The organism is Mycobacterium ahvazicum (assembly GCF_900176255.2).
GTDB lineage: Bacteria > Actinomycetota > Actinomycetes > Mycobacteriales > Mycobacteriaceae > Mycobacterium > Mycobacterium ahvazicum.
Genome location: NZ_FXEG02000002.1, coordinates 878,432 through 899,728, shown reverse-complemented (window position 1 = coordinate 899,728; position 21,297 = coordinate 878,432). Strand labels below are relative to the sequence as shown.

19 protein-coding genes, 1 tRNA gene and 2 pseudogenes are annotated in these 21,297 nt (G+C 65.9%); 10 read left to right on the top strand and 12 right to left on the bottom strand.

The genetic code is table 11. From position 1 onward, the window contains the following. Positions 1 to 76: 76 nt before the first annotated feature. Together MAAFP003_RS06515 and MAAFP003_RS06510 are read right to left on the bottom strand one after the other, a co-directional pair. The gene (locus tag MAAFP003_RS06515; protein ID WP_096285454.1) at positions 77 to 1,123 is read right to left on the bottom strand and encodes an alpha/beta fold hydrolase; all 1,047 of its coding nucleotides are present in this window, start codon (positions 1,121 to 1,123) and stop codon (positions 77 to 79) included. 117 nt (positions 1,124 to 1,240) lie between these two features. Beyond that, positions 1,241 to 1,480, bottom strand: a complete 240-nt coding sequence (locus MAAFP003_RS06510; RefSeq protein ID WP_096285452.1) for a hypothetical protein — start codon at positions 1,478 to 1,480, stop codon at positions 1,241 to 1,243. A gap of 128 nt (positions 1,481 to 1,608) precedes the next feature. On the opposite strand from MAAFP003_RS06510, the gene MAAFP003_RS06505 reads away from it, so the two are divergent. Both MAAFP003_RS06505 and MAAFP003_RS06500 read left to right on the top strand, forming a co-directional pair. Beyond that, positions 1,609 to 2,097 (top strand): glutathione peroxidase, encoded by a 489-nt coding sequence (locus MAAFP003_RS06505; RefSeq protein WP_096285450.1) that lies wholly within the window; start codon positions 1,609 to 1,611, stop codon positions 2,095 to 2,097. Positions 2,098 to 2,302: 205 nt separating this feature from the next. Then, positions 2,303 to 3,235 (top strand): LLM class F420-dependent oxidoreductase, encoded by a 933-nt coding sequence (locus MAAFP003_RS06500; RefSeq protein WP_096285449.1) that lies wholly within the window; start codon positions 2,303 to 2,305, stop codon positions 3,233 to 3,235. A 31-nt stretch (positions 3,236 to 3,266) separates the two neighbouring features. Here the strand turns inward: MAAFP003_RS06500 and MAAFP003_RS06495 are convergent, their stop codons facing one another. Beyond that, complete coding sequence (locus tag MAAFP003_RS06495) at positions 3,267 to 4,412, bottom strand: epoxide hydrolase family protein (RefSeq protein ID WP_096285447.1); 1,146 nt, start codon at positions 4,410 to 4,412, stop codon at positions 3,267 to 3,269. Positions 4,413 to 4,531: 119 nt separating this feature from the next. Here MAAFP003_RS06495 and MAAFP003_RS06490 point away from each other — a divergent pair, with 119 nt between their 5' ends. Then, positions 4,532 to 5,143 (top strand): TetR/AcrR family transcriptional regulator, encoded by a 612-nt coding sequence (locus MAAFP003_RS06490; RefSeq protein ID WP_096285445.1) that lies wholly within the window; start codon positions 4,532 to 4,534, stop codon positions 5,141 to 5,143. Here MAAFP003_RS06490 and MAAFP003_RS06485 read toward each other — a convergent pair. Next, complete coding sequence (locus tag MAAFP003_RS06485; RefSeq protein ID WP_096285443.1) at positions 5,131 to 6,057, bottom strand: metal-dependent hydrolase; 927 nt, start codon at positions 6,055 to 6,057, stop codon at positions 5,131 to 5,133. The two genes, MAAFP003_RS06490 and MAAFP003_RS06485, sit on opposite strands and share 13 nt — an antisense overlap. Positions 6,058 to 6,249: 192 nt before the next feature. Between MAAFP003_RS06485 and MAAFP003_RS06480 the strand changes: the two genes are divergently transcribed. Beyond that, a complete protein-coding gene (locus MAAFP003_RS06480) occupies positions 6,250 to 6,534 on the top strand; it encodes a hypothetical protein (protein ID WP_133160824.1) in 285 nt (94 codons plus the stop codon). A 9-nt stretch (positions 6,535 to 6,543) separates the two neighbouring features. Further along, on the top strand, positions 6,544 to 6,783 hold the full coding sequence (locus MAAFP003_RS06475) for a hypothetical protein (protein ID WP_096285439.1): 240 nt from the start codon (positions 6,544 to 6,546) through the stop codon (positions 6,781 to 6,783). A 66-nt stretch (positions 6,784 to 6,849) separates the two neighbouring features. Here the strand turns inward: MAAFP003_RS06475 and MAAFP003_RS29535 are convergent. The 5 genes and pseudogenes from MAAFP003_RS29535 to MAAFP003_RS06455 form a co-directional block, all read right to left on the bottom strand. After that, positions 6,850 to 7,605 (bottom strand): annotated as a pseudogene (locus MAAFP003_RS29535) (CbiQ family ECF transporter T component); the annotation flags it as partial. A gap of 81 nt (positions 7,606 to 7,686) precedes the next feature. Continuing rightward, positions 7,687 to 9,732: pseudogene (locus tag MAAFP003_RS06470) on the bottom strand (ABC transporter ATP-binding protein); the annotation flags it as partial. A 133-nt stretch (positions 9,733 to 9,865) separates the two neighbouring features. Further along, a tRNA-Met gene (locus MAAFP003_RS06465) sits at positions 9,866 to 9,939 on the bottom strand. 75 nt (positions 9,940 to 10,014) lie between these two features. Continuing rightward, positions 10,015 to 10,542 (bottom strand): cupin domain-containing protein, encoded by a 528-nt coding sequence (locus MAAFP003_RS06460; protein ID WP_096285436.1) that lies wholly within the window; start codon positions 10,540 to 10,542, stop codon positions 10,015 to 10,017. A gap of 38 nt (positions 10,543 to 10,580) precedes the next feature. Then, complete coding sequence (locus MAAFP003_RS06455; RefSeq protein WP_096285435.1) at positions 10,581 to 11,231, bottom strand: HD domain-containing protein; 651 nt, start codon at positions 11,229 to 11,231, stop codon at positions 10,581 to 10,583. A 125-nt stretch (positions 11,232 to 11,356) separates the two neighbouring features. Between MAAFP003_RS06455 and MAAFP003_RS06450 the strand changes: the two genes are divergently transcribed. Continuing rightward, complete coding sequence (locus MAAFP003_RS06450) at positions 11,357 to 12,301, top strand: GlxA family transcriptional regulator (RefSeq protein ID WP_096285434.1); 945 nt, start codon at positions 11,357 to 11,359, stop codon at positions 12,299 to 12,301. Between the two features lie 6 nt (positions 12,302 to 12,307). Here the strand turns inward: MAAFP003_RS06450 and MAAFP003_RS06445 are convergent, their stop codons facing one another. Both MAAFP003_RS06445 and MAAFP003_RS06440 read right to left on the bottom strand, forming a co-directional pair. Beyond that, positions 12,308 to 15,289 carry a UPF0182 family protein gene (locus tag MAAFP003_RS06445; protein ID WP_096285433.1) on the bottom strand — a complete coding sequence of 994 codons (2,982 nt, stop codon included), beginning with the start codon at positions 15,287 to 15,289 and terminating at the stop codon, positions 12,308 to 12,310. Positions 15,290 to 15,347: 58 nt separating this feature from the next. Then, positions 15,348 to 16,370 (bottom strand): YlbL family protein, encoded by a 1,023-nt coding sequence (locus tag MAAFP003_RS06440; protein ID WP_096285427.1) that lies wholly within the window; start codon positions 16,368 to 16,370, stop codon positions 15,348 to 15,350. 78 nt (positions 16,371 to 16,448) lie between these two features. Here MAAFP003_RS06440 and MAAFP003_RS06435 point away from each other — a divergent pair, with 78 nt between their 5' ends. Further along, positions 16,449 to 17,834 carry a zinc-dependent metalloprotease gene (locus tag MAAFP003_RS06435; RefSeq protein WP_096285419.1) on the top strand — a complete coding sequence of 462 codons (1,386 nt, stop codon included), beginning with the start codon at positions 16,449 to 16,451 and terminating at the stop codon, positions 17,832 to 17,834. A gap of 12 nt (positions 17,835 to 17,846) precedes the next feature. Here MAAFP003_RS06435 and pstS read toward each other — a convergent pair whose 3' ends face one another. Beyond that, positions 17,847 to 18,950 (bottom strand): phosphate ABC transporter substrate-binding protein PstS, encoded by a 1,104-nt coding sequence (pstS, locus tag MAAFP003_RS06430; RefSeq protein ID WP_096285418.1) that lies wholly within the window; start codon positions 18,948 to 18,950, stop codon positions 17,847 to 17,849. A 252-nt stretch (positions 18,951 to 19,202) separates the two neighbouring features. Here pstS and MAAFP003_RS06425 point away from each other — a divergent pair, with 252 nt between their 5' ends. The 3 genes from MAAFP003_RS06425 to MAAFP003_RS06415 all read left to right on the top strand — a co-directional run bounded on the left by MAAFP003_RS06425 (position 19,203) and on the right by MAAFP003_RS06415 (position 21,283). Continuing rightward, positions 19,203 to 19,955, top strand: coding sequence for a C39 family peptidase (locus MAAFP003_RS06425; RefSeq protein ID WP_096285417.1), 753 nt, complete (start codon positions 19,203 to 19,205; stop codon positions 19,953 to 19,955). Between the two features lie 174 nt (positions 19,956 to 20,129). Then, a complete protein-coding gene (locus tag MAAFP003_RS06420; protein ID WP_133160823.1) occupies positions 20,130 to 20,345 on the top strand; it encodes a hypothetical protein in 216 nt (71 codons plus the stop codon). Between the two features lie 86 nt (positions 20,346 to 20,431). Beyond that, positions 20,432 to 21,283, top strand: coding sequence for a cyclodehydratase (locus tag MAAFP003_RS06415; protein ID WP_096285415.1), 852 nt, complete (start codon positions 20,432 to 20,434; stop codon positions 21,281 to 21,283). Positions 21,284 to 21,297 lie beyond the last annotated feature (14 nt).

Sequence of the window (21,297 nt, the reverse complement as noted above, 5' to 3'; positions counted from 1 at the left end):
ATAACGTAGAAGCCGCCACGGGGTGCGCGCATCGCCCAAGACGGCCATCTTGCAGCGATGGCCCGTTTCGGCTAGGTCAGAGAAGTCCGAGACGCGCCGCCTCGGCAACGGCGGCCGCGCGTGAGGTGCGCCCTAGCTTGCGGCGGATGTTCGCGACGTGGCGGTGCACCGTGTGCGGGCTCAGCACGAGCTGCTCGGCGATCTCGCGATCGTTCAGACCGTGCGCGAGGCAGCCGAGAACCTCGCGTTCGCGGGCGGAGAGCAGGCCGGGCTCCGCCTCGCGGGTGTGCCCCTGGGACAGAGGGTCCAGCGGCCCCAGTGCCGCCCGGCATGCGCGCGCGACGGAATCCACGTCACCGTGCCAGGGGAAGTGCGCGCTGCCGGGCAGCGAGGTCAAGGCGGCGCCCGGAATCGCGGCCGCGACCTCGCGACCGAGCCGGTGCGGCACCGCCCGATCGTCGCGTCGATGTACCACCAGCGTTTCGGCGCTGACCCTGGGCAGGTACGCCCGTACGTCGAGGCGATAGACGAGGCGCAACAACGAGGCGGCGGCCTCGGCGGTCGCGGCCTCGCGCTGCAACTGCGCAAAACGTTCGTGCTCTGCTGAGTCGGCAGCGCCGAGGAACATGTTGCTGAGCAGACGGGAGCCGAGTCCCCAATGCGCGCGAACCGCCGCGACGATCGCGTCGCCCACTTCGGGTGCGGTAATAGCCGAGCCGTCGGCGTAGGACCCGTACAACACCAACCGCTCGACCTGTTCGGGATACGTTGCGGCATAAGCGATTGCGGTGCAGCTCCCGCAGGATCCGCCCAGCAGCGATACGCGTTCGTAGCCCAGCTCGTCGAGGAGCGCGCGCAGCATGGCCACTTCCCCGTCCAGGGTCAGGTCCGAATCTTCGACCGTGCGGTCCGACATGCCGACGCCGAGCCGGTCGTAGCGGATCAGGGTGTAGCCGTCGGCGACGGCCTCCCAGAATTGCCGGAAGCCGGCGCCCTCCCAGTCGAGTTCGAGATGGCTTACCCACCACGCCGGAGCCACCAGCGGCGGACCGTCCCCGCGTACGTCGAACGCCACGCGGCGGTCGCCGACGCGCAGGAACCGGATCTCGGACTTTGCCAGCATCGCAATGAGCGTACGACGTTGCGGCCGGCGAAAGAACCGTTATTCGACGGGCTAGAGCAGTCCGATCAATTGCAGGTCGGTGACGTATTTAGACGATGATCGACGACGCGTCGTCGTCTAGTCCGTGGAGTCGTTGGAGTCGTCGGCGTCGGACTCGTCGGCGTCGTCGGACTCGTCGGACTCGTCGGACTCGTCGAGCTTGTCGGCGAACTTCGTCAGGAGCGCGCCAAGCTTCTTGGCCTCCTGCGCCGACAACGAATCTTCGAAGACTTGGTCTTCCTTGTCGGAGATGCGCTCAAGGCAAACCGCGTTGCTCTTGATACTGACGTCCCACCGGCTTCCCTCTTGATCAGCCATTCGATCCCGCCTTCCCAGCTAGCAACCTGTTGTCGAAACGTCCCGCGCGTTACCGCAGCGGTTACCCACTTCTGATGCCGGCGAACAGCCGTAGCCCTGGATCGGTTCGGTGCGTTAGCGTCATCGGCGTGACTCTCAAAGACATCGCCCTGACCACCCTCGACGGCCAACCGACCACGCTGGCCGAATTGTCCGACGGCGCAACGCTGGTCGTGAACGTGGCCTCCAAATGCGGGCTGACGCCGCAGTACACGGCCCTCGAGAAGCTGGCCAAGGACTACGGCGACCGCGGCCTGACGGTGGTCGGCGTCCCGTGCAATCAGTTCATGGGCCAGGAGCCGGGCACGGCCGATGAGATTCAGGAGTTCTGCTCGACGACCTACGGGGTGACGTTCCCGCTGCTGGCGAAGACCGACGTCAACGGCGACGACCGCCACCCGCTGTATGCCGAGCTGACCAAGGCCGCCGATGCCGACGGCCAAGCGGGAGACATCCAGTGGAACTTCGAGAAGTTCCTGCTCTCCTCCGACGGTGCGGTGACCAACCGCTTCCGGCCTCGCACCGAGCCCGACGCCCCCGAGGTCGTCACCGCCATCGAGGCCGTGCTGCCGCGGTAGACGACGGTTCGGCTTTAGCGCGTTTTGCTCACGCACGGGGAGTTCGTGGTCGTTGCCAACAGCCCCAGCATCAGGTTGGCCGCAGCCGCGCGACGGGGTCGAGCGCGCCGCCCGTGGTGCGAGTTCCGCTAGCGTGGGCATAGTCGCCAGCGCACCTAACGCTGTCACAGCATGACCACGACGCAGACAGGATACGAAGAGAGCCATGGATTTTCGGGTATTCGTCGAGCCACAACAGGGTGCCTCCTACGCAGATCAACTCGCTGTCGCTCAGACCGCCGAACAGCTCGGCTTCGCCGCGTTCTTCCGATCCGACCACTTCCTGGCGATGAGCGGCGACGGCTTACCCGGCCCGACTGATTCGTGGGTGACGTTGGGGGCGATCGCGCGCGAGACCTCACGCATACGGCTGGGGACGCTGGTGACTTCCGCGACCTTCCGTTACCCGGGACCGTTAGCGATCGCGGTGGCCCAGGTGGATGAAATGAGCGGCGGGCGAGTCGAATTGGGCCTCGGTAGCGGTTGGTTCGAAAAAGAACACGCCGCTTACGGGCTGCCGTTTCCCCCGGTGCACGAACGCTTCGACCGGCTCACCGAACAGCTGGCCATCGTCACCGGATTGTGGACGACGCCCTCCGGCGCGACATTCGACTACCCGGGCGAGCACTATCAAGTCAGCGACTCGCCGGCACTTCCTAAACCGCTGCAGCGTCCGCATCCGCCGATCATCATCGGGGGCGCCGGAGCCAAACGCACCCCGGCACTGGCGGCCTCTTATGCCGCCGAATTCAACGTCCCCTTTGCCCCGATCGACGTCGTCAGAACTCAATTCCGACGGGTGGGCGCCGCGATGGAGGCGGCCAACCGCCCGGCCGACTCGATCGTCTACTCGTGCGCGTTCGTGCTGTGCGCCGGACGCGATGACTCGGAGGTGGCCAGGCGCGCGGCGGCGATCGGCCGCGACGTGGCGGAACTGCGCTCTAACAGCCCGCTCGTGGGTACCCCCGCCGAAATCGTCGACAAGTTGAGCGCGTGGACAGACCTGGGTGTGCAACGGATCTACGCCCAAGTCCTGGACTTGTCTGATCTGGCCCATCTGGAGCTGTTGGCGGCCGAGGTGATGTCACGACCGCGGTAGCGCCTTGGACTGGCCGTGCTGTCGCGATGATTCACGGGGCCATGCCGAGTTCGTGCAGCCGGTCGCCGAATGCGATGACATCCGCGGCGAACCACTGCGGGTTCTCCAGCGCCGCGAAATGTCCGCCGCGGTCGGCCACCGTGTAATGCACTAAGTTGTAGCGCTTTTCGGCCCAGGCACGCGGCGTTTGCAGGAGTTCTCCCGGGTACACCGCATAACCGGTGGGGACGTCGACTCGCCCGTTCCACGTACTCAGGGCCGAGTTTCCGGCGCGTGCGGCCTCGCAGTACAAGCGCGCCGCAGACGTGGCAGTTCGGGTCAGCCAGTACAGCATCAAGTTGTCGATCAGTCTGTCGGTGCGCACCGGCATGCCCGAGCGCATGTCACACCACGCGTGAAACTTCTCCAGGATCCAGCCCGCCAGGCCGAGCGGTGAATCGTCGAGGCCGTACCCGAGAGAGTGCGGACGGGTGCCCTGGATCTCCATGTACGCGGTGCCGTCTTTGTGTCTCTCGGCAGACGCGGCGATGTTGGCCAGTTCGTCCTGCGTGACACCGGCGAGGGGATCGGTATCGCCCTCGCACGGCGGCGCGAACAGCATGTTGGTGTGGATCGCCGCCACCCTCGCGCTGAAGTGCTCGCCGAGGTAGCGAACCACCAAAGCGCCCCAGTCACCACCCTGCGCAACGTACCGGTGGTAACCGAGCCGGCTCATGGTTTCGTCCACGGCCGCGGCGACCCGGGCGACGTCCACTCCCCTTTCCCGCGTGGGACCCGAGAATCCGTAGCCGGGCATCGAGAACACCACCAGGTGAAACCGCTCGCGTAAAAGCACTGCAGCATCGAGGAATTCGATGATCGAGCCCGGCCAGCCGTGGATGAGCACCAACGGGATCGCATCGGGCTCCGACGAGCGGGCGTGCAGCAGGTGGACGTGCTGACCCGCCGCCGTGGTGTGCGCCGAACCCCACGAGTTGAGCTCGTCCTCCGTGGCCCGCCAGTCGTAGCCGTCCAGCCACCGCGCCGTGACCTCGCGTAAAAACGTCTGATCAGTGCCGTAATCCCAACCGGCGCCGGCGAGTTCGGCCGGCCAGCGGCCGTGCTCGAGGCGGCGATGCAGATCGTCGAGCTGCGACTGCTCGACGGCAATGGGAAACGGCTCGACGGAAGGAGTCATGGCATTCAGCCTAGTTTATGGCTAGACACAATCACTGTTATGTCTAGCCGATCCGGCCGCCTCGGCGCGCTGACCACCGGCGAACGCGACCCCGGCGCGGCGGCGACTACATTCCAAGCATGCGCACCCACGGATGGAGCGGGTCGACGCCGGCCAGTGACGAGGAAGCGATCGAACGCATACTCGACGCGGCCGCCGAGGCAATTGACGAACGCGGGACGAGCATGCGCGTCGCGGACGTGGCGCGCAAGCTCGGAGTCTCCCGCCAGACCGTCTACAACTACTACCCCGGGTCGAACACGCTCGAGCGGGCCGTGGCCGAACGATCGGGAATCCGGTTCCTGCAGCAGCTGACAGACCATCTGGCGGGCACCACCGATCCGGTCGACGCGCTCGTCGAGAGTCTTGCCTACACCCTGGAATGGTTGCCGGACGACAAGCCGTTTCAACTGATGCTGGCGCACGACCCCAGCCGGACGTCCGCGGGAATGATGTCGGATCAGGCCAAGCAGTTCGGGCATGCCGTGCTGGAGAAATTCGAAATTGATTGGACAGCAATAGGTTTCGACGATCGCGCGATCGACGATCTGGTCGAGTACATGCTGCGGATGCTGCAGTCGTTCATGCTGAATCCGGGCCAGCCGCCGCGCAAGGGCAAGGCGCTGCGCAGTTATCTTCGCCGCTGGGTCGCGCCCGTGCTGGACTCGGAGCTCGCCAGTCACCGCCGCTGAGCGGTCGTGCTGCCGACGCCGTAGTAGTGCGCCATGTCCTGGCCGGCGTCGAAGTCGCGCATCCAGGTGTGAAACCACTCGGGCACGGCGACATTGCCCGGGTGATGAGTCGGCAACTGCGAAACCATCAGGCCACCAACGAGTCGCAGGACTTCCCGCGTCGCAATGCCGTCGAATGCCGTCGGAGTGTGGGCGTCGGGGCGATTCTTCAGCAGCGGCAGTCGTTTCATCAACTCAGTACGCCACATCGCGGAAGTCGCCGAGCGCGCATCGACTTTCGCATCCTCGGAAGGTACCGCCTCGGCGATGCCGTCGGCGATCTTTCGCGACAGCATTGCCACGTGGCGCATCGAGTGGCGCAACGTCCGGAACTGATACCACTTGTCGCCCACCACGCCGTCGAAGATGATCTCCGCGGAACTGCGGTGCTCGATCTCTTCGACGTAGTGCCACATGAACAGCGATGCGACCCGAGAGTCGCCGTAGTACAGGCGATCTCGATGCTGGATCATGAAGCTGAACAGCGCCGGAAAGGTCGCCTCGATGCTGGCGATATATGCCAGGTGAAATTTGAGGGGCCGCGCCGCATAGAGGTCTTCGTAGGACTTGATGACAGTGTCCAGAACCGCGCTGAGCGCCGGATACTGCTTGATGAGTCCGTTGACGTGACGACGATGCGCTGCCGAGTGCTGGCACTCCTGGGCGAGAAACACCTCGGCCTCCTCGCGCAGCGCGGCATCGGTCATGACTTTCAGGGCTTCCTTCACGGCCAGCACGATGTAGCGCTCGAATCCGACGGCCATAAACGAGATCATGTTCGCCATCACGCCGGACGCGGGATTGGCGGGGTTCCACTGGAAGGGCACCGATTCGTCGAGGTCGAACCGCATCTTTCGGAACTGCACGTCGGTCATGGGCGCGTAGATCCCCTCTCGCGCGAAACTTCCGGTCTGGGATCACGGTAGATCTAGACTTGACGCTTAGTCAAGTATGTCTAGTCGTCAAGCCGCGCGGATTCGAGTAGTCGACTACGCGTGCTTGGCGTGCGGCGGCTGCCTACGTTCGAAAGGCGCCAAGACGTAGCGAACCGGTCTCAGGGAGGACAGATGTCTCAAATCATTGGTGACCACAACCCTTTGGTGAACTTCACCTTGAATCCGGGTGCGGCAGTCCAAGTGTGGTGGACCGGTGTCGACGCCTACAACATCGGGTTTCCGTTCCCGTCGGCGGTGTGGACGCAGTCGAGCCGCGTCGTCGCCGACAGCCACTCGATGGACTGGTCCCCAAGCGCGGGTCCCAGCGGAATTGTGTACACGGTGAATCTGCACGCGGAGGGCAACGGCACAGGTGGGCCCGCCGCCTTCCGCGTCCAAATCGGTCAGTTGAGCTGAGGAGGAGCCATGAAGCGACTCGTTGTGAGCGACGACAGCGGACACATCATCGCGACCGGTCCGCACCCGGACGAAAAGCGGGACGGCCAGGTGATGTACGGCTTCAACGCGCTCGATGGGCAGCAGATCCACGAACTCGAGTTGCCCGATCACGTCAGCACGATCGAGCACGTCGTCGAACTACATACGACGCACGTCGTCCGGGCGGACGGCAAGAAGGCCACCCTGGTACCGCTCGAGAACTCCTGACCCGCCGGCGGGCAATGAGAACGGCCCCGGATTGATCTCCGGGGGCCGTCTCCCCTAAAAACCTGACTAGCCGATGCCCAGGTAGACGAACTGCAGCACCGCGGTCACGGCGCACAGCGCAAACACCGTGGTGATGACCCAGTAGTCGACCCGGCCGGGGCGTGATCGCGCCGCAGAGAGTTGCCCGAACCCGCCGCGCGCCGTGATCGCGTCACCCATCTCATCGCCGCGGCGCAAGGCCACGGTGATCACTGCGGCCATCAAGTCCACGCTTTCGGTGAACCACCACCGTGCCCGTGCCCACACTCCCGACACCACCGGCCGCGGCCGCAGCCGCCGCGCCGCATATAGCACCCGAAACTCGTCGACCAGCATCGGAAACGCCCGTAAACCCAGCGCCACCGCCACCGACCATGACCGGATCGGAATCCTCATGCGCTGCAGCGGTTTACCGAGCCGGACCAGCGCTGGTGCGATCTCGGCGACGTTGGTGGTCCACGAGACCAGTGCGCCGAGACCGAGCACGATTGCCGTCATCGTCAAGAACTGCATAAAGTGCAACAGCCCACCGAGCGGTACTCGCACTGAAGCCACCGTGAGGACCGGGCTCCCCCCGGCCAGCGCGGCGGCCACGATGGTCATCAGGAGCATCACCCAGGCCCAGCGCGGAACCGTCGGCAACGCGCCCCGCGGGATACGCGCCCACCGCATAGCCCCGGCGGCCACACCGGCCGCCAACCCGATCGACGCCCATCCGGGGCAGACCGCCAGCAGGGCCGCAATCGCCGCGACGACAACCAGTTTCGTGCCCGCCCACATCCGGTGCACCGCGGTATCACCGGGCACCGGGGTCAACAGGACCGGCGATCGCCGCGCGCGTCGACCCGACCGATCCGGGGGACTCGCCTCAAGAGCACTGCCCGACACCGTGCCGCCCGCCAGATGCACCGAGCGCGGGCAGACCTCTTGCAGGCCCGAGAAGTCGTGCGAGATCACAATGATCGTCAAGCCTGTCTCACGACGCAGCTCTGCTAACAGCCGCACCAGCCCCTCGGCGCTGGACGCGTCCAGTCCAGCCAGTGGCTCATCGAGGATCAACGCACGCGGTGAGCGGATCAGCAAGCCGGCCAACACAACTCGGCGCATCTGTCCGCCACTGAGCTGATCGATGCGCCGACCGGCCAAGTTCGAATCCAGCCCGACCATTTTTAGCGCCGACTCGATGCGCTGCCGATCGTGCGCGCTGAACAACGCCGCTGAGGCGATCTCCTGCCCGACGCGTTCGCGCATCAGCTGCAGCCGCGCCGCCTGAAAAGACAATGCCACCGCACCGACCTGTTCATGGGCCGGTCGCCCGTCGATGAGGCACCGGCCAGCCGTCGGTTCGATCAGACCGGCCATGATCCACGCCAGCGTCGACTTGCCCGAGCCGTTGTCGCCGTGGATCAGGATGCCGTCGCCCTCCTCGACGACTAGGTTGACGTTGCGCAGCGCCGTCTTGGCCCACGGGCCGCCACTGCCGTACTCGTGCCAAACCGACTGCAGTTCAAAGAGTGTCGAGTCACCCGAACCGGTCGCAGCGCTCGGCGAGGGCGTGGCAGCACCCAGGACCATTCCAGCGTTGTCGGCGGCGCCGGACGCATTGCCGTTGAGCCGCAACACCCGATCGGCCGCGTCGGCCTCGCTGCGGTAGTGCGTGATGTGAGCCAGCGACATACCGCGATGCCGGGTCAGCCCCGACAACACCGCCATCAGCGACTTCCGCCCGCGCTGATCCACCATGCTGGTCACCTCGTCGGCGATCAACAACCTCGGCTTACGCGCCAACGCCGCGGCGACCGCCAGCCGCTGCAATTCCCCGCCCGACAGTCCATTGGTGTCGCGCTCGGCCATCCCGTCAAGCCCGACCTCGCTGAGCAACGCAGCCACGTCGGCGTCCGCTCCAGGCGGCAATCCCCACACCACATCGTCGGCGACACGCGTTCCCAGCACTTGGCTTTCGGGATGCTGCATGATGACGGCGGTGCCGCCCACGCGGCCCAAGCCGACCGCTCCTGCGCGCTCGATCGTCCCCGAGGTGGGCGCACGCCCGGCCAACATCAACATCAGCGTCGTCTTGCCCGATCCGTTGGACCCAGTGATCGCAAGATGCTCACCCGGCTCCACGGTCAGCGATACCGGCCCCAGCGCGTCGCTGTCGGTGTGGGGATAACGGAACGTCACATCGTCGAGCCGTGCCGGCACCGGTCCGACCGGTCCCTCATGCGTGGTCACGTCGAGCTTGTGCACGTCCGGGATGCCCGCCAGCCGACTAAGCACCCGCGATAACGCCCACCACCCGATCAGCGTGGCGACGCAGACCCCGACGACCGACGAGGCGCCGATCAGCAGCGGCCAATTACCCAGAGCCATCGTGAAAACGGACTTGAGCTCGTGGGCCGGAGTGCGCAGCTGGGGAATCCAGGACAGCACCGCTACCGTGCCATCGACGTTGGCCGTCAACGAGATGAACGCCAGTTTCCGCAGCGGCGCAAGCACCGCCAGCGCGGCAACGGTTGCCGCTCCCAGCACGCCGCCGGCTGCCGCACCGACCCCGGCCACCGTCAACGCACTCATGCGGCGTCGTTTGACGATCCCGGTCAGCCCACCCACGTAGGCGCAGGCCGCCACCGCCGGCACCCCCTCGGCACCCGCGACCAGGAATGCGATCGTGCACCCGGCGACGGTGGAGACGACGAGGACCGAGAGACGGTAGCGGTAAGCCAGCAAGCCCATCGGCACACTGCCCAACACCGACAAAGCACCAGCGAACGGAGTGACCGTCCCGAGAATCGCCGCGGCTGCCACCAGAGCCGCGGTCACCGCGGCCTGAGCCATCTCCGCCGGCGCCAGCCCAGGCGGGATGGTGCGTACCGCGCGCACGTCAACGTCACCGAACCCAACACTCATCTATCTACTGTGCGCACCCGGTGCTGAGAACTCACTGAGACGACCGCGCCGGCAAGGTGGGATTCTTCGACAAATACCTGGCCATCGGGCATGAAAACGGCCCCCGGATCTCTCCGGGGGCCGTTTCGCTTTGTAGCGGGGACAGGATTCGAACCTGCGACCTCTGGGTTATGAGCCCAGCGAGCTACCGAGCTGCTCCACCCCGCGTCGGTAAATGCAAGGTTACCGAACCGGTGTCGAGCCGACCAAATCGCGGGCTCAGCGGGGGTATCGGTGCTGACCTCAATGGGAAGGCGGGTTCAGCCCGTACCGCCGCGCGAGGTCGTCCATCCAGGCCGGCGAGCCGTAGATCAGCCCATACTTGTCGGCGAGTTCGCCGAACGCGGGCAGTTCGTGCAGCGGCTTGCCGGCCGGGTCGTCGGCGTGCTCGACGAGCAATTCGCCGAGTTCGCGGAAGTAATTCTCGAACCCGCCCGGAGTGATGATCTCGATGATGCGGCCCGGCTCGCTGCCGGCGTTCCACATCGCGTGCATCTGCCCGCGCGGCTTGGTGATGTAACCACCGGGTCCGAGCACCACCTCGCTGTCGTCGGAGCGGAAGCCGATCTCGCCCGCCAGCACGATCGAGTGCTCGTCCTCACGGGTGTGCCGATGCGCCGCGGTGAGCAAGCCGACGGCGAACGGGTGCTCGACGATGGACACCTCACCCCCGTTGGTCTTGCCGGACAGCTTGAACACCGCCCCGAAACCCGGCAGCGTCACGACGTCGCCCTCCCCCGGCCGCACCACCGTCACCCCGATTTGGTTCATGTGCCTACCCTCCTCGGAAAGCCCTTGCGCTGCAACGCTTATTCAGGCCACGTGTTGTTGAGGATGGTCTCGACGAAGTTCTCGCGGACGAACGTCGGGTCGAAGTGCGCGAGCACGTCGTCGTTGACCGTGCCGAAGGTGCTGTGTGGGCGGTGCTTCATTCCGTCGTTGAACGCGGCCAGGATGCGCTGCTTGAAATTCGGGCGCGGGTGCGCCGCGGTGACCGCCTCCAGGGCCTGCGGCGAAAGCTCGTCGCGGTCGATGCCCAGTACGTCGGTTTCAACGCCCGCGGTCACCAGGGCGACTTCGGGTGCCAGGAACTCGGGGATGCCGGGAGTCGTGTGCAACGCGATGCTCAGCCACACCTTGTCGGCGTCGGCTTGGTCGACATCATGCTCGAGCAGGAAGGTACGTGCCGCGTTGGCGCCGTCGACCTCGAAACGCAGCTGCGAGGTCCGGTAACGCTCGGTGAGGCCGAGATCGTGGAACATCGCCCCGGCGTAGAGCAACTCCAGGTTCGGTTGCAGTCCGCGACGGCGTCCCTGCAAAGCACCGAACAGGAACACCCGGCGGGAGTGGTCGAAGAGCAGGTCGTCTTCTGCCCCGCGGATGTGGGCGGTGATCGCCCGCACCAATGCGGTGTCGGGTATCGCGATGTCGGCAATGGTGTCCACCATCTGAATATCCATGATTTGCCTCCTCGTTGGTGTTGCCAGTCAGTTTGCGGGGATACGGGCAAACCGACCGTCGTCGTTCCTGCCGTCTTCTCCACAGAAAGCGACACAATGGATCGGTGGCCGAAGCGCGTTCGCGAGTGGTGGTAATCGTCGTCTTCGACGGAGTAACGCTGTTGGACGTCGCGGGGGCGGGTGAAGTGTTCGTCGAGGCCAACCGGTTCGGCGCCGACTATCAACTCAAGATCGCGTCCGTGGACGGCAACGACGTGACCAGCTCGATCGGGACACGATTGGGCGTCACCGACAGCCTTTCGGCCATCGATTCCGCCGATACCGTCATGGTCGCCGGCAGCGACAGTCTGCCAACGCAAGCGATCGATCCCGCGCTCGTGGAGGCGGTCCGATCGGTGGGGCCGCGAACCCGGCGGCTGGCGTCCATCTGCACGGGCTCGTTCGTCCTCGCGCGGGCCGGCTTACTCAACGGCCGGCGCGCCACCACCCATTGGCACGAGATCCGGCGATTGGCCCGGGCCTTCGGAGATGTCACCGTCGAGCCGGACGCGATCTTCGTGCGCGACGGCGACGTCTACACCTCCGCGGGCGTGTCCTCGGGCATCGACCTGGCACTGGCGTTGGTCGAAATGGATTACGGGACAGAGCTGGTCCGTGACGTGGCCCGGTGGTTGGTCGTCTACCTCAAACGCGCGGGCGGCCAATCGCAGTTCTCGGTGCTGGTCGAGGCCGACCCGCCGGCGGGATCGCCGCTGCGCACGGTCACCGATGCGATCGCGGCCAATCCCGCTCTCGACCACAGCGTGTCCAAGCTCGCCGCCAAGGCGTCGCTGAGCACCCGGCAGCTGACCCGGCTGTTCCAGTCGGAGCTGGGGATGACACCGGCGCGCTATGTCGAGTTGGTTCGAATCGACTTCGCGCGTGCCGGGCTCGAAGCCGGCCGGACCGTCACGGAGACAGCGCATCTCGCGGGTTTCGGCAGCATCGAAACGCTGCGCCGCGTGTTCGTCAACCACCTGGGCATCAGCCCGAAGGCCTACCGGGACCGGTTCCGCACCGCCTGCGCGTGAAAGCGGCTACTTCGTGTTGTTGTACTTGGTGATCGCGTCGTCGAGCCGCTGCAGCGCGGCTCCGTATCCGGCGAAATCACCCTTCTTCTGCGCGTCGCGCGCGGCGTTGATCGCGGTCTGAATCTCCTGCAGGACAGCGGCTTTCGCGGGCGACAGCGTCGTCACCCCATCCGGCGCCGGCGGCACCGCCGTGGGCGGGTTGTTCGGGCCGGGCGCCTGGGCCGGGGTCGGTGGACTCGCGGGCGGAGTCGCCGGGGCACCCGCATCGGTGGGAACGATCCCCGTCGCGGCCGCACCCGCGCCTGGCCCGAACAACCCGGTGAGCGCGTCACCGACGGTGGGCCCGTAGCCGATCTTGTCGTTGTACATCATCGCAACCCGGATCAACCGCGGGTACGACGAGGCAGCGTCGCTGGCTCCCGGAGAGGCGTAGACGGGTTCGACGTACAGCAGTCCACCCTGCGCGACCGGCAGAGTCAGCAGGTTGCCCCACCGTATTCGGTTCTGGTTGTCTCGCCCGATCACTCCCAGGTCTTGAGACACGGCCGGGTCGGTGGTGATTGCGTTGTTGGCCAGCTTCGGACCGTTGACCTGACCGGGGATGGTCAGCACCGTGATCTTGCCGTACGTCGCGGGATCGGAGCTGGCGCTGATGTAAGCGGCCAGGTAGTCGCGCTTGAATCTGTTCATCGCGCTCGTCAACTGATATGACGACGAATTGTCGTTCTTCGCAATGTTTTTCGCGACGATGTAATACGGCGGCTGATAGCTGCTGGCCGTCGGATTCGGATCCAGCGGCACGTCCCAGAAATCCGAGGTGGAGAAGAACGTCACGGGGTCGTTGACGTGATACTTCGCCAGCAGCATCCGCTGCACTTTGAACAGGTCCTCGGGATAACGCAGATGCTCGGCCAGTTCGGGGCTGATGTCGCTCTTGGGTTTGACCGTGCCCGGGAACACCTGCATCCAGGCCTTGAGCACCGGATCCTGCTCGTCCTGCTGGTAGAGCGTCACGGTCCCGTCGTAGGCGTCGACCGTGGCCTTCACCGAGTTACGGATGTAGGAGACCTGCTTGTCGGGCCCGAGCTTGTTGAACGCGACCTCGGTGGAGTCGGCCGTCGCGGACTCCAACGACGTCAGTTCGGAGTACGGGTAGTTGTCCAACGTGGTGTAGCCGTCGATGATCCACACCAGACGCTTGTTGACGATCGCCGGGTAGACCGCGCTGTCGGTGGTCAGCCACGGCGCCACCGCCTCCACCCGCGCGGCCGGATCACGGTTGAACAGGATCTTGCTGTTGGAACCGATCACGCTGGAAAACAAGAAGTTTCGCTCGGCGAACTTGGCGGCGAACACGCTTCGGGATAGCCAGTCACCGATCGGGACGCCCCCGAGTCCGGTGTAGGTGTAGTTCTTGGTTTCGGTGTTGGTCTCGTAGTCGTATTCGCGGTCGGCGCCGTTGCGGCCGACGATCGCGTAGTCGGCCGAGGTGTTGGAGATGACCGGCCCGAAGTAGATGCGGGGCTGGTCGAGCGGGGCCGGCCCGTCCGACACCACGCTGCCGTTGGCGCCGACGACGTTGGCGAGAAACTCTGGGTAGCCACCGTTTTGGGTGGGATCGTTGGCGATGCCGCGCACTGTGTTGGCCGGAGAGGCGATGAAACCGTTGCCGTGGGTGTAGACGGTGTGCCGGTTGATCCAGTCGCGCTGATTGTCGATCAGCCTGTCCGGGTTGAGTTCTCGGGCCGCGACTACGTAATCACGCAACGCGCCGTTGCGGTCCAGGTAGCGGTCGATCGACAGCTGGTCGGGGAAGAAGTAGAAGTTCTTGCCCTGCTGGAACTGGGTGAACGCCGGGCTGATGATCGTCGGGTCAAGCAACCGGATATTCGAGGTCGTCGCCCGGTCGGCCGCCACCTGCTGGGCGGTGGCCTGGCTGTCGCCGCTGTAATTGCGATAGGTCACCTGGTCGGACGTCAGGCCGTACGCTTGCCGTGTCGCGGTGATGCTGCGGCCGATGTATTCGCTTTCCTTTTGCGCGGCATTGGGTCTCACGCTGATCTGCTCGACGACCAACGGCCAGCCGGCGCCCACGATCAACGACGACAGCAGCAGCAGGACCAAGCCGATCGCCGGGATCCGCAAGTCCTTCAGCACGATCGCGGAAAAGACTGCGGCCGCACAGATCAGCGCGATCGCCATCAGGATCAGCTTGGCCGGCAGCACCGCGTTGATGTCGGTATAGCCGGCACCGGTGAACGGCTTGCCGCCGCGCGTGTGCGACAACAGCTCGTAACGATCCAGCCAGTAGGCAATGGCTTTAAGCAGGACCAGCGTGCCGATCAGACTGACCAGCTGCACCCGGGCCGAACGACTCAGTGCACCGGTGCGGCCGGAGAGCCGAATGCCGCCGAAGATGTAGTGCGCCAGCAGATTCGCCACGAAGGCCAGGAATACCGACACGAACAGGTAGCTGAGAACCAGCCGGTAGAACGGCAACTCGAACGCGTAGAAGCCGAGATCCTTGCCGAACTGCGGATCCCTGATCCCGAAGCTTTGGCCGTGCAAGAACAGCTGGATCCGCACCCAGTAGCTTTGCGCGACGATGCCGGCCAGCAGCCCGATTGCCGCGGGGATGCCGATGGCCACCAGCCGCAACCGGGACATGACGACGGTGCGATAGCGCGCCACCGGGTCGTTGTCGTTGCTCGGGACGAAGACCGGACGGGTGCGGTAGGCCAGCGCGAGCCCGGCGAACACGATCCCGCCGACCAGCAGGCCCGCGACCAGGAACACCACGATGCGGGTCATCAGCACGGTGGTGAACACCGAGCGATAGCCGAGCTCACCGAACCACAACCAGTCGACGTAGGCGTCGACGAGGCGCGGGCCGGCGAGCAGCAGCGCGATCACCCCGAGCGCGACCAAAATCAGAATCCGGCTGCGCCGAGTCAGCTTCGGCATCCTTGCGGTGGGCCGCATCCCCACTAGCTACGCTCCCTGATCAATGTGAGCTGGACGTCACAACTGTACGCAGAATTGCGGGCTAGCAACTGGGCGCCTGACCTCCTTGTTGGATCGCGTGCAGCGCATCCACGGCTTGCCCGAGCGTCTCGACCTTGATCAGCCGTAAACCGTGCGGATTGTCCGAGGTCGCCTCGTAGCAATTCTTTGCCGGCACCAGGAACACCGTGGCGCCCGCCTCCTGGGCGGCCACCATCTTGTGCGTGATGCCGCCGATCTGGCCGACTTTGCCGTCGGAGGTGATCGTGCCGGTCCCCGCGATGAACGTCGAACCGGCCAGGTCACCGGTGGTGAGCTTGTCGACGACGGCCAGGCTGAACATCAGACCGGCGGACGGTCCGCCCACATTGGCAAGGTTGAAATCCACCGAGAACGGTGCCCACGGCGCGTCGAGCACCGCGACACCCATGAAGCCGTAGTCGCGGTCCTTATTTGTACCGAGGGTGATTTGCGCGACGCCGGCCGGTTCGTTCTTGCGGCGGTAGTCGATCGTCACCGTCTGGCCGGGCTTGGTGGTCTTCAGCAGTCCGGTGAACTGCTCGACATTGACCACCGGGGTGCCGTTGACCGCATCGATAGCGTCACCGGCCTTCAGCTTGCCCACCGACGGGCCGGGATCGGTGACCGTCGCGACGGTGACTGCGGGGGCGAATTTCAGATAGCCCAGGGCGGCATAGGCGGCGCTGTCCTCGGAATCTTTGAAGTCGGCGGTGTTGGCCTTGTCGACGTCTTCGCGGGACTTGCCGGGCGGATAGATCAGGTCGCGCGGTACCAACTGCTCCTGCCCGGAGAACCACAGCGTGAGCGCCTCGCCGAGGGTCAGCTCGTCGCGCTGGGACACCGTTGTCATATTGAGGTGACCGGTCGTCGGATGAGTCTGCGTACCTTCGATCGCGACCACCTGCTTGCCGTCGACCTCACCGAGCGTGTCGAAAGTCGGGCCGGGGCCCAGCGAGACGAACGGCACCGTCACTACCGCGAGCAACACGCCGAAGACCAAGATCGGCACCAGCGCGACCATCAAGGTCAGAATCCGCCTGTTCACGCCGCTTACCCTAACCGGACACCGGGGCGACTCGTTCAGCTACAAGCGTGACGCCGGATGGCAACTTCTGTTCCAGCGGTGAGTACCGTTGAGGTCATGGCTGACCTGCCTTTCGGCTTCTCCCACGGAGAAGACCCCGAGCGCGACAAGCACGGGAAGAAGAATCCCGAGTCCGGCTCGGGCCCGTCAGACCCGCTCGGCGCGTTCGGCATGGGCGGGGACTTCAACATGGGTGACCTGGGGCAAATCTTCACGCAGCTGGGTCAGATGTTCAGCAGCGCGGGCACCGGGCCGGCCGGCGGCGCCCCGTCGGGACCCGTCAACTACGACCTGGCCCGGCAAGTCGCGGCCAGCTCGATTGGATTCGTCGCACCGATCCCGGCCACGACGACCTCGGCGATCGTCGATGCGGTACACCTCGCCGACACCTGGCTCGACGGCGTCCCCGCGCTGCCCGCCGGCACCACCAAGTCCGTCGGCTGGAGTCCGAGCGATTGGGTGGACAACACCCTGGAAACCTGGAAACGGCTGTGCGACCCGATGGCCCAACAGATTTCGACGGTGTGGGCGTCGTCGCTGCCCGAGGAGGCCAAGAGCATGGCCGGCCCGCTGATGGCGATGATGTCGCAAATGGGTGGGATGGCGTTCGGGTCGCAGCTGGGCCAGGCCCTGGGCCGGTTGTCCCGCGAGGTGCTGACGTCGACCGACATCGGCCTGCCGCTGGGGCCGAAGGGCGTGGCGGCGATCATGCCCGACGCCGTAGAAGCCTTCGCCGCCGGACTCGAGCAGCCCCGCAGCGAGATCATGACGTTCCTGGCCGCCCGGGAAGCGGCCCACCACCGGTTGTTCAGCCACGTTCCGTGGTTGTCCAGCCAGCTGCTGGGCGCCATCGAGGCCTACGCGATGGGCATGAAGATCGACATGAGCGGCATCGAGGAGTTGGCACGCGACTTCAACCCCGCCTCGCTTACGGATCCGGCCGCGATCGAAAACCTGCTCGGCCAAGGCGTTTTCGAGCCGAAGGCCACGCCGGCGCAGACCCAGGCGCTGGAACGGCTGGAGACCCTGCTCGCGCTGATCGAGGGCTGGGTGGAGGTCGTGGTGACCGCGGCCCTGGGCGACCGGATTCCGGGTGCGGCCGCGTTGAGCGAGACGCTGCGCCGACGCCGGGCCAGCGGCGGTCCGGCCGAGCAGACGTTTGCCACGCTGGTCGGCCTGGAGTTGCGCCCGCGCAAGCTGCGGGAAGCCGCGGCGCTGTGGCAGCGGCTGACCGAAGCCGCCGGTATGGATGTCCGCGACGGAGTCTGGCAACATCCCGATCTGTTGCCGGGCACCGAGGACCTCGACGAACCCGCCGGCTTCATCGATCGCGTGATCGGCGGCGACACCAGCGGAATCGATGAGGCCATCGCACGGCTGGAGCAAGACGACTCCGGCGCCGGCGGCGGGCCGGTCAGCGACTAGGCCGGCGTTTGCCTAGCTGGTGATCTTGGCGATCTGGGCGTCGGACAGCGCCCTGACCGCGTCCGGCAGCGGCCGAAGGTAAATATGAACGGCGTCAAGAAATTTGGGGCCGCTGCCGTCGGTCACCACCCAGTGCAGGAAGGCCTGCAACGTCTGCGCAACGGCAGGGTCCTTCTGCTTGCTGTAGACGATCGCGTATTCGTAGTTGACGATCGGGTACCCTTCCGCGGCGGGCCCGTTGACCAACGAGACCGCCTGATTGGCCGGCGTCTGCGAGGCGGATCCGGCGGCCTCGGCCTCGACGCTCTCGGCATCAGGAAGCACGTAATGGCCTGAGGCATTGGCCAACTCGGCCTCGGCGAGCCCCTTCTGTGCGGCCTCGGCCTGGTAGCGGGTGCCCAGGTAGGCGATGCATCCCGGATTCTGGGCGCAACTGGTTACCACGGCCGCCATTCCGTTGAGACCCGAACCGCCTGGCACAGCGGGGAAGTCGACGGAGGTGGCGAAGCCGGGCGACTTGCCCCACCCGTCAGGGTCCTGCTTGGACAGGTACTGGGTGAACAGGTAGGTGTCGTTACTCCCGGGGTCCGTGCGGTGCAACGGAATCACCGGGATGGCCGGCAGGACCACGCCCGGATTGAGGTCGGCGATCTGCGGGTCGTTCCAGGTCTTGACGGTGCCCTTGTACATGGCCGCGAGTACTTTGCCATCCAGCCGGACATGCGTGAGCAGACCCGGCAGGTTGTAGTTGACGTGCAGCGAAGAAACGGCCAACGCGATATTCAGCAGGCCCGGGTGTGCGGACAAGTCCCCCTCGGTCAGGTAGAGACCGGATGCACCGATGGTGACCGCGCCGTCCGCGGCCTGCGCGATCCCGTTGCCCGACACGTCGCCGGCGACGGTGATCGTGACGTTGGGGTATTTCGAGTGATACGACGCGGCCCACGCGTCCATCAGCGGGTAGAGGTTGTTGGAACCGGTCTCGGTCAGCGTCACGTTCGACGTCGCCGGCGCCGTCGCCAAGTGGGCGACCGGGCTCGTGGAGTGCGAACCGCAGGCCGCCGCGACCAGCATCACCGACGCCGCCAGTGACAGCCCACACAGACGAATTTTCATCGACCGACCTCACCTTTTGCTCCGGTTTGGCGCTGTGGGCCACGGCGGCGCCGCAAATGCCCGCGATCACTATTGCAGTTCCGCACTTGGACCGCAGGAGCAACTGAGTGGACGGTTTCGACCGACGGCCGAGCGGGGCGTTCACGCACCCGGAAACCGGCTTATCGTCATTGCATCCAATTGGATCGCAGGTGTTTGCTGGAGGTGCTATATTGTCGTTGATCGACTATCCCGACTGGCCTTGGCGGCAGCATGTTTAGCACCCGTATGGCAGCCGCGCTGCGCACCGCGTTGGTTTGCGCTGGCATTGGCCTGTCCAACGTTTTGGTGGTATCGGCGTGCGGGGCGGCGCCGTCATCGACGGGTGCCGCGACGACCTCACCCGCGGCCGCGACCGGCAGCATGGCGGCGCCGGCGAAGCCGACCGTCAGCGGTGTGTACGGCGACCCCGAGGCGGCCGCCAAGTACTGGGTGCAGCAGTCGACGGAAGACACGTGCGGGCTGGCTTCGGTGGCCGACGTGGTCGGTGAGGTCACCGGCACTCCCGCGACCGAGCAAGAGATCATCAAGCTGGCGCAGAAGACGCCCTCGGTGATCCGCGACGGACCGATTTACCTGCCCACCGGCGACCCGGGCCATGAGACCGAGAAGGGTGGCATCGATGCGGCCGACACCGTCGTCCTGCTCGACCACTACGGCATCAAGTCACGGATGACCTGGGACAAATACCCCGACGAGGTAACTCTGTCCGCGCTCGAGCAGGACCTCGGCGCCCGCCGCAAGGTCATCGCCTGGGTCAACGGCGGAACCATCCTGGACAGCAACGACCAGCGCAAAACGGCCGATCACCTGCTCGTCGTCACCGGGGTGGACACCAACAACGACACCGTTCACCTCAACGACCCGTACGCCGACCACGGCGACACGAAGGTCAGCATCACGACATTCATGGCTGCGTGGAAGACCGGGCAACAGACGATGATCGTGACCGCGCCGCCCGGCTGAACGTCGCCCGCTCTGGGTGTATGCGCTGAACCCATAATTTGCGCGCTGTTCACGGCTTCGTTGACAAAGTCCACGGGCAGCGTGGGTAAGCGTGCGGAGGGCCGACCGCATCGGCTCAATCCACTCGGCCAGTACCGCGACACTGGCCACGGACGACAGATCGAGGTGCAGGAAATGCGCAAACGACCAATCATCGCTGTGGGATCGGCGCTGTTGGCCCTGGCGTTCGGTGCGGGAATCGCGCACGCTGATCCGGACCCGAACGACGACCCCGGCGAACAGCGCAACTGGCCCTGTGGATACACGTTCGGGCCGGTCAATACGCACGCACAATTCGGAGAGATCATGGCATGGCGTTATTCACACCCATGCCCGCCGCCGGGCGAGTAAGCAGACGAGGCGACCACCGCAGAGGTCCTGAAGGTCCTGTGGAGAGCTGATCGGGCGTGCGCGCCCGGCGTGGCACAGTCTGGTTCATGCCCGGCACCGCTACCTATGCGCTGGACCCGGCGATGCCCGTGTTGCTGCGCCCCGATGGTGCGGTGCAGGTGGGTTGGGATCCGCGGCGCGCGGTGCTGATCCGTCCCCCGCGCGGCCTGGCCGCCGCGGCAGTGGCGACGCTCTTGCACACGATGCGATCGCCCCTGCCGATCGCCGAGTTGCAGCGGCACGCCCTCGAGCACGGGCTGACGGACCCCGACCTGACACATCTCGTCACGCAGCTGGTGAACGCCGGGGTGGTGACCCGCAGCCGCCGGCAATCCGGCGGCCGGGCCGCGTCGATCCGGGTGCACGGCCGCGGGCCCCTGTCGGACCTGCTGATGGAGTCGCTGCGCTGCTCGGGGGCGCGGATTGCGCACAGCAGTCAACCCCACGCCGCGGTGTCGCGCGCCGCCGTGGATCTGGTGGTGCTGGCCGACTACCTGGTCGCCGACCCGCGCATGGTCCGCGATCTGCACAGCCAACGCGTCGCGCACCTGGCGGTACGGGTCCGCGACGGCACCGGGCTGGTCGGGCCGCTGGTCATTCCGGGCGTGACCAGCTGCCTGAGTTGCGCCGATCTGCACCGCAGCGACCGGGATGCCGCGTGGCCGGCGGTCGCGGCTCAGCTACGCGAGACCGTCGGTGTGGCCGATCGGCCCACCCTGCTGGCGACCGCCGCGCTGGCGCTGAGCCAGGTGCACCGCGTGATCGCGGCGGTGCGCGGCCGCGATGCCGGGCCCGATCCCGGTCCACCGCAAGCGTTGAACGCCACCCTGGAATTCGATCTGCACGCCGGCGCCATCGTCGCGCGGCAATGGACCAAGCATCCGTTGTGTTCGTGCTGATCGGGCCGTCGTCC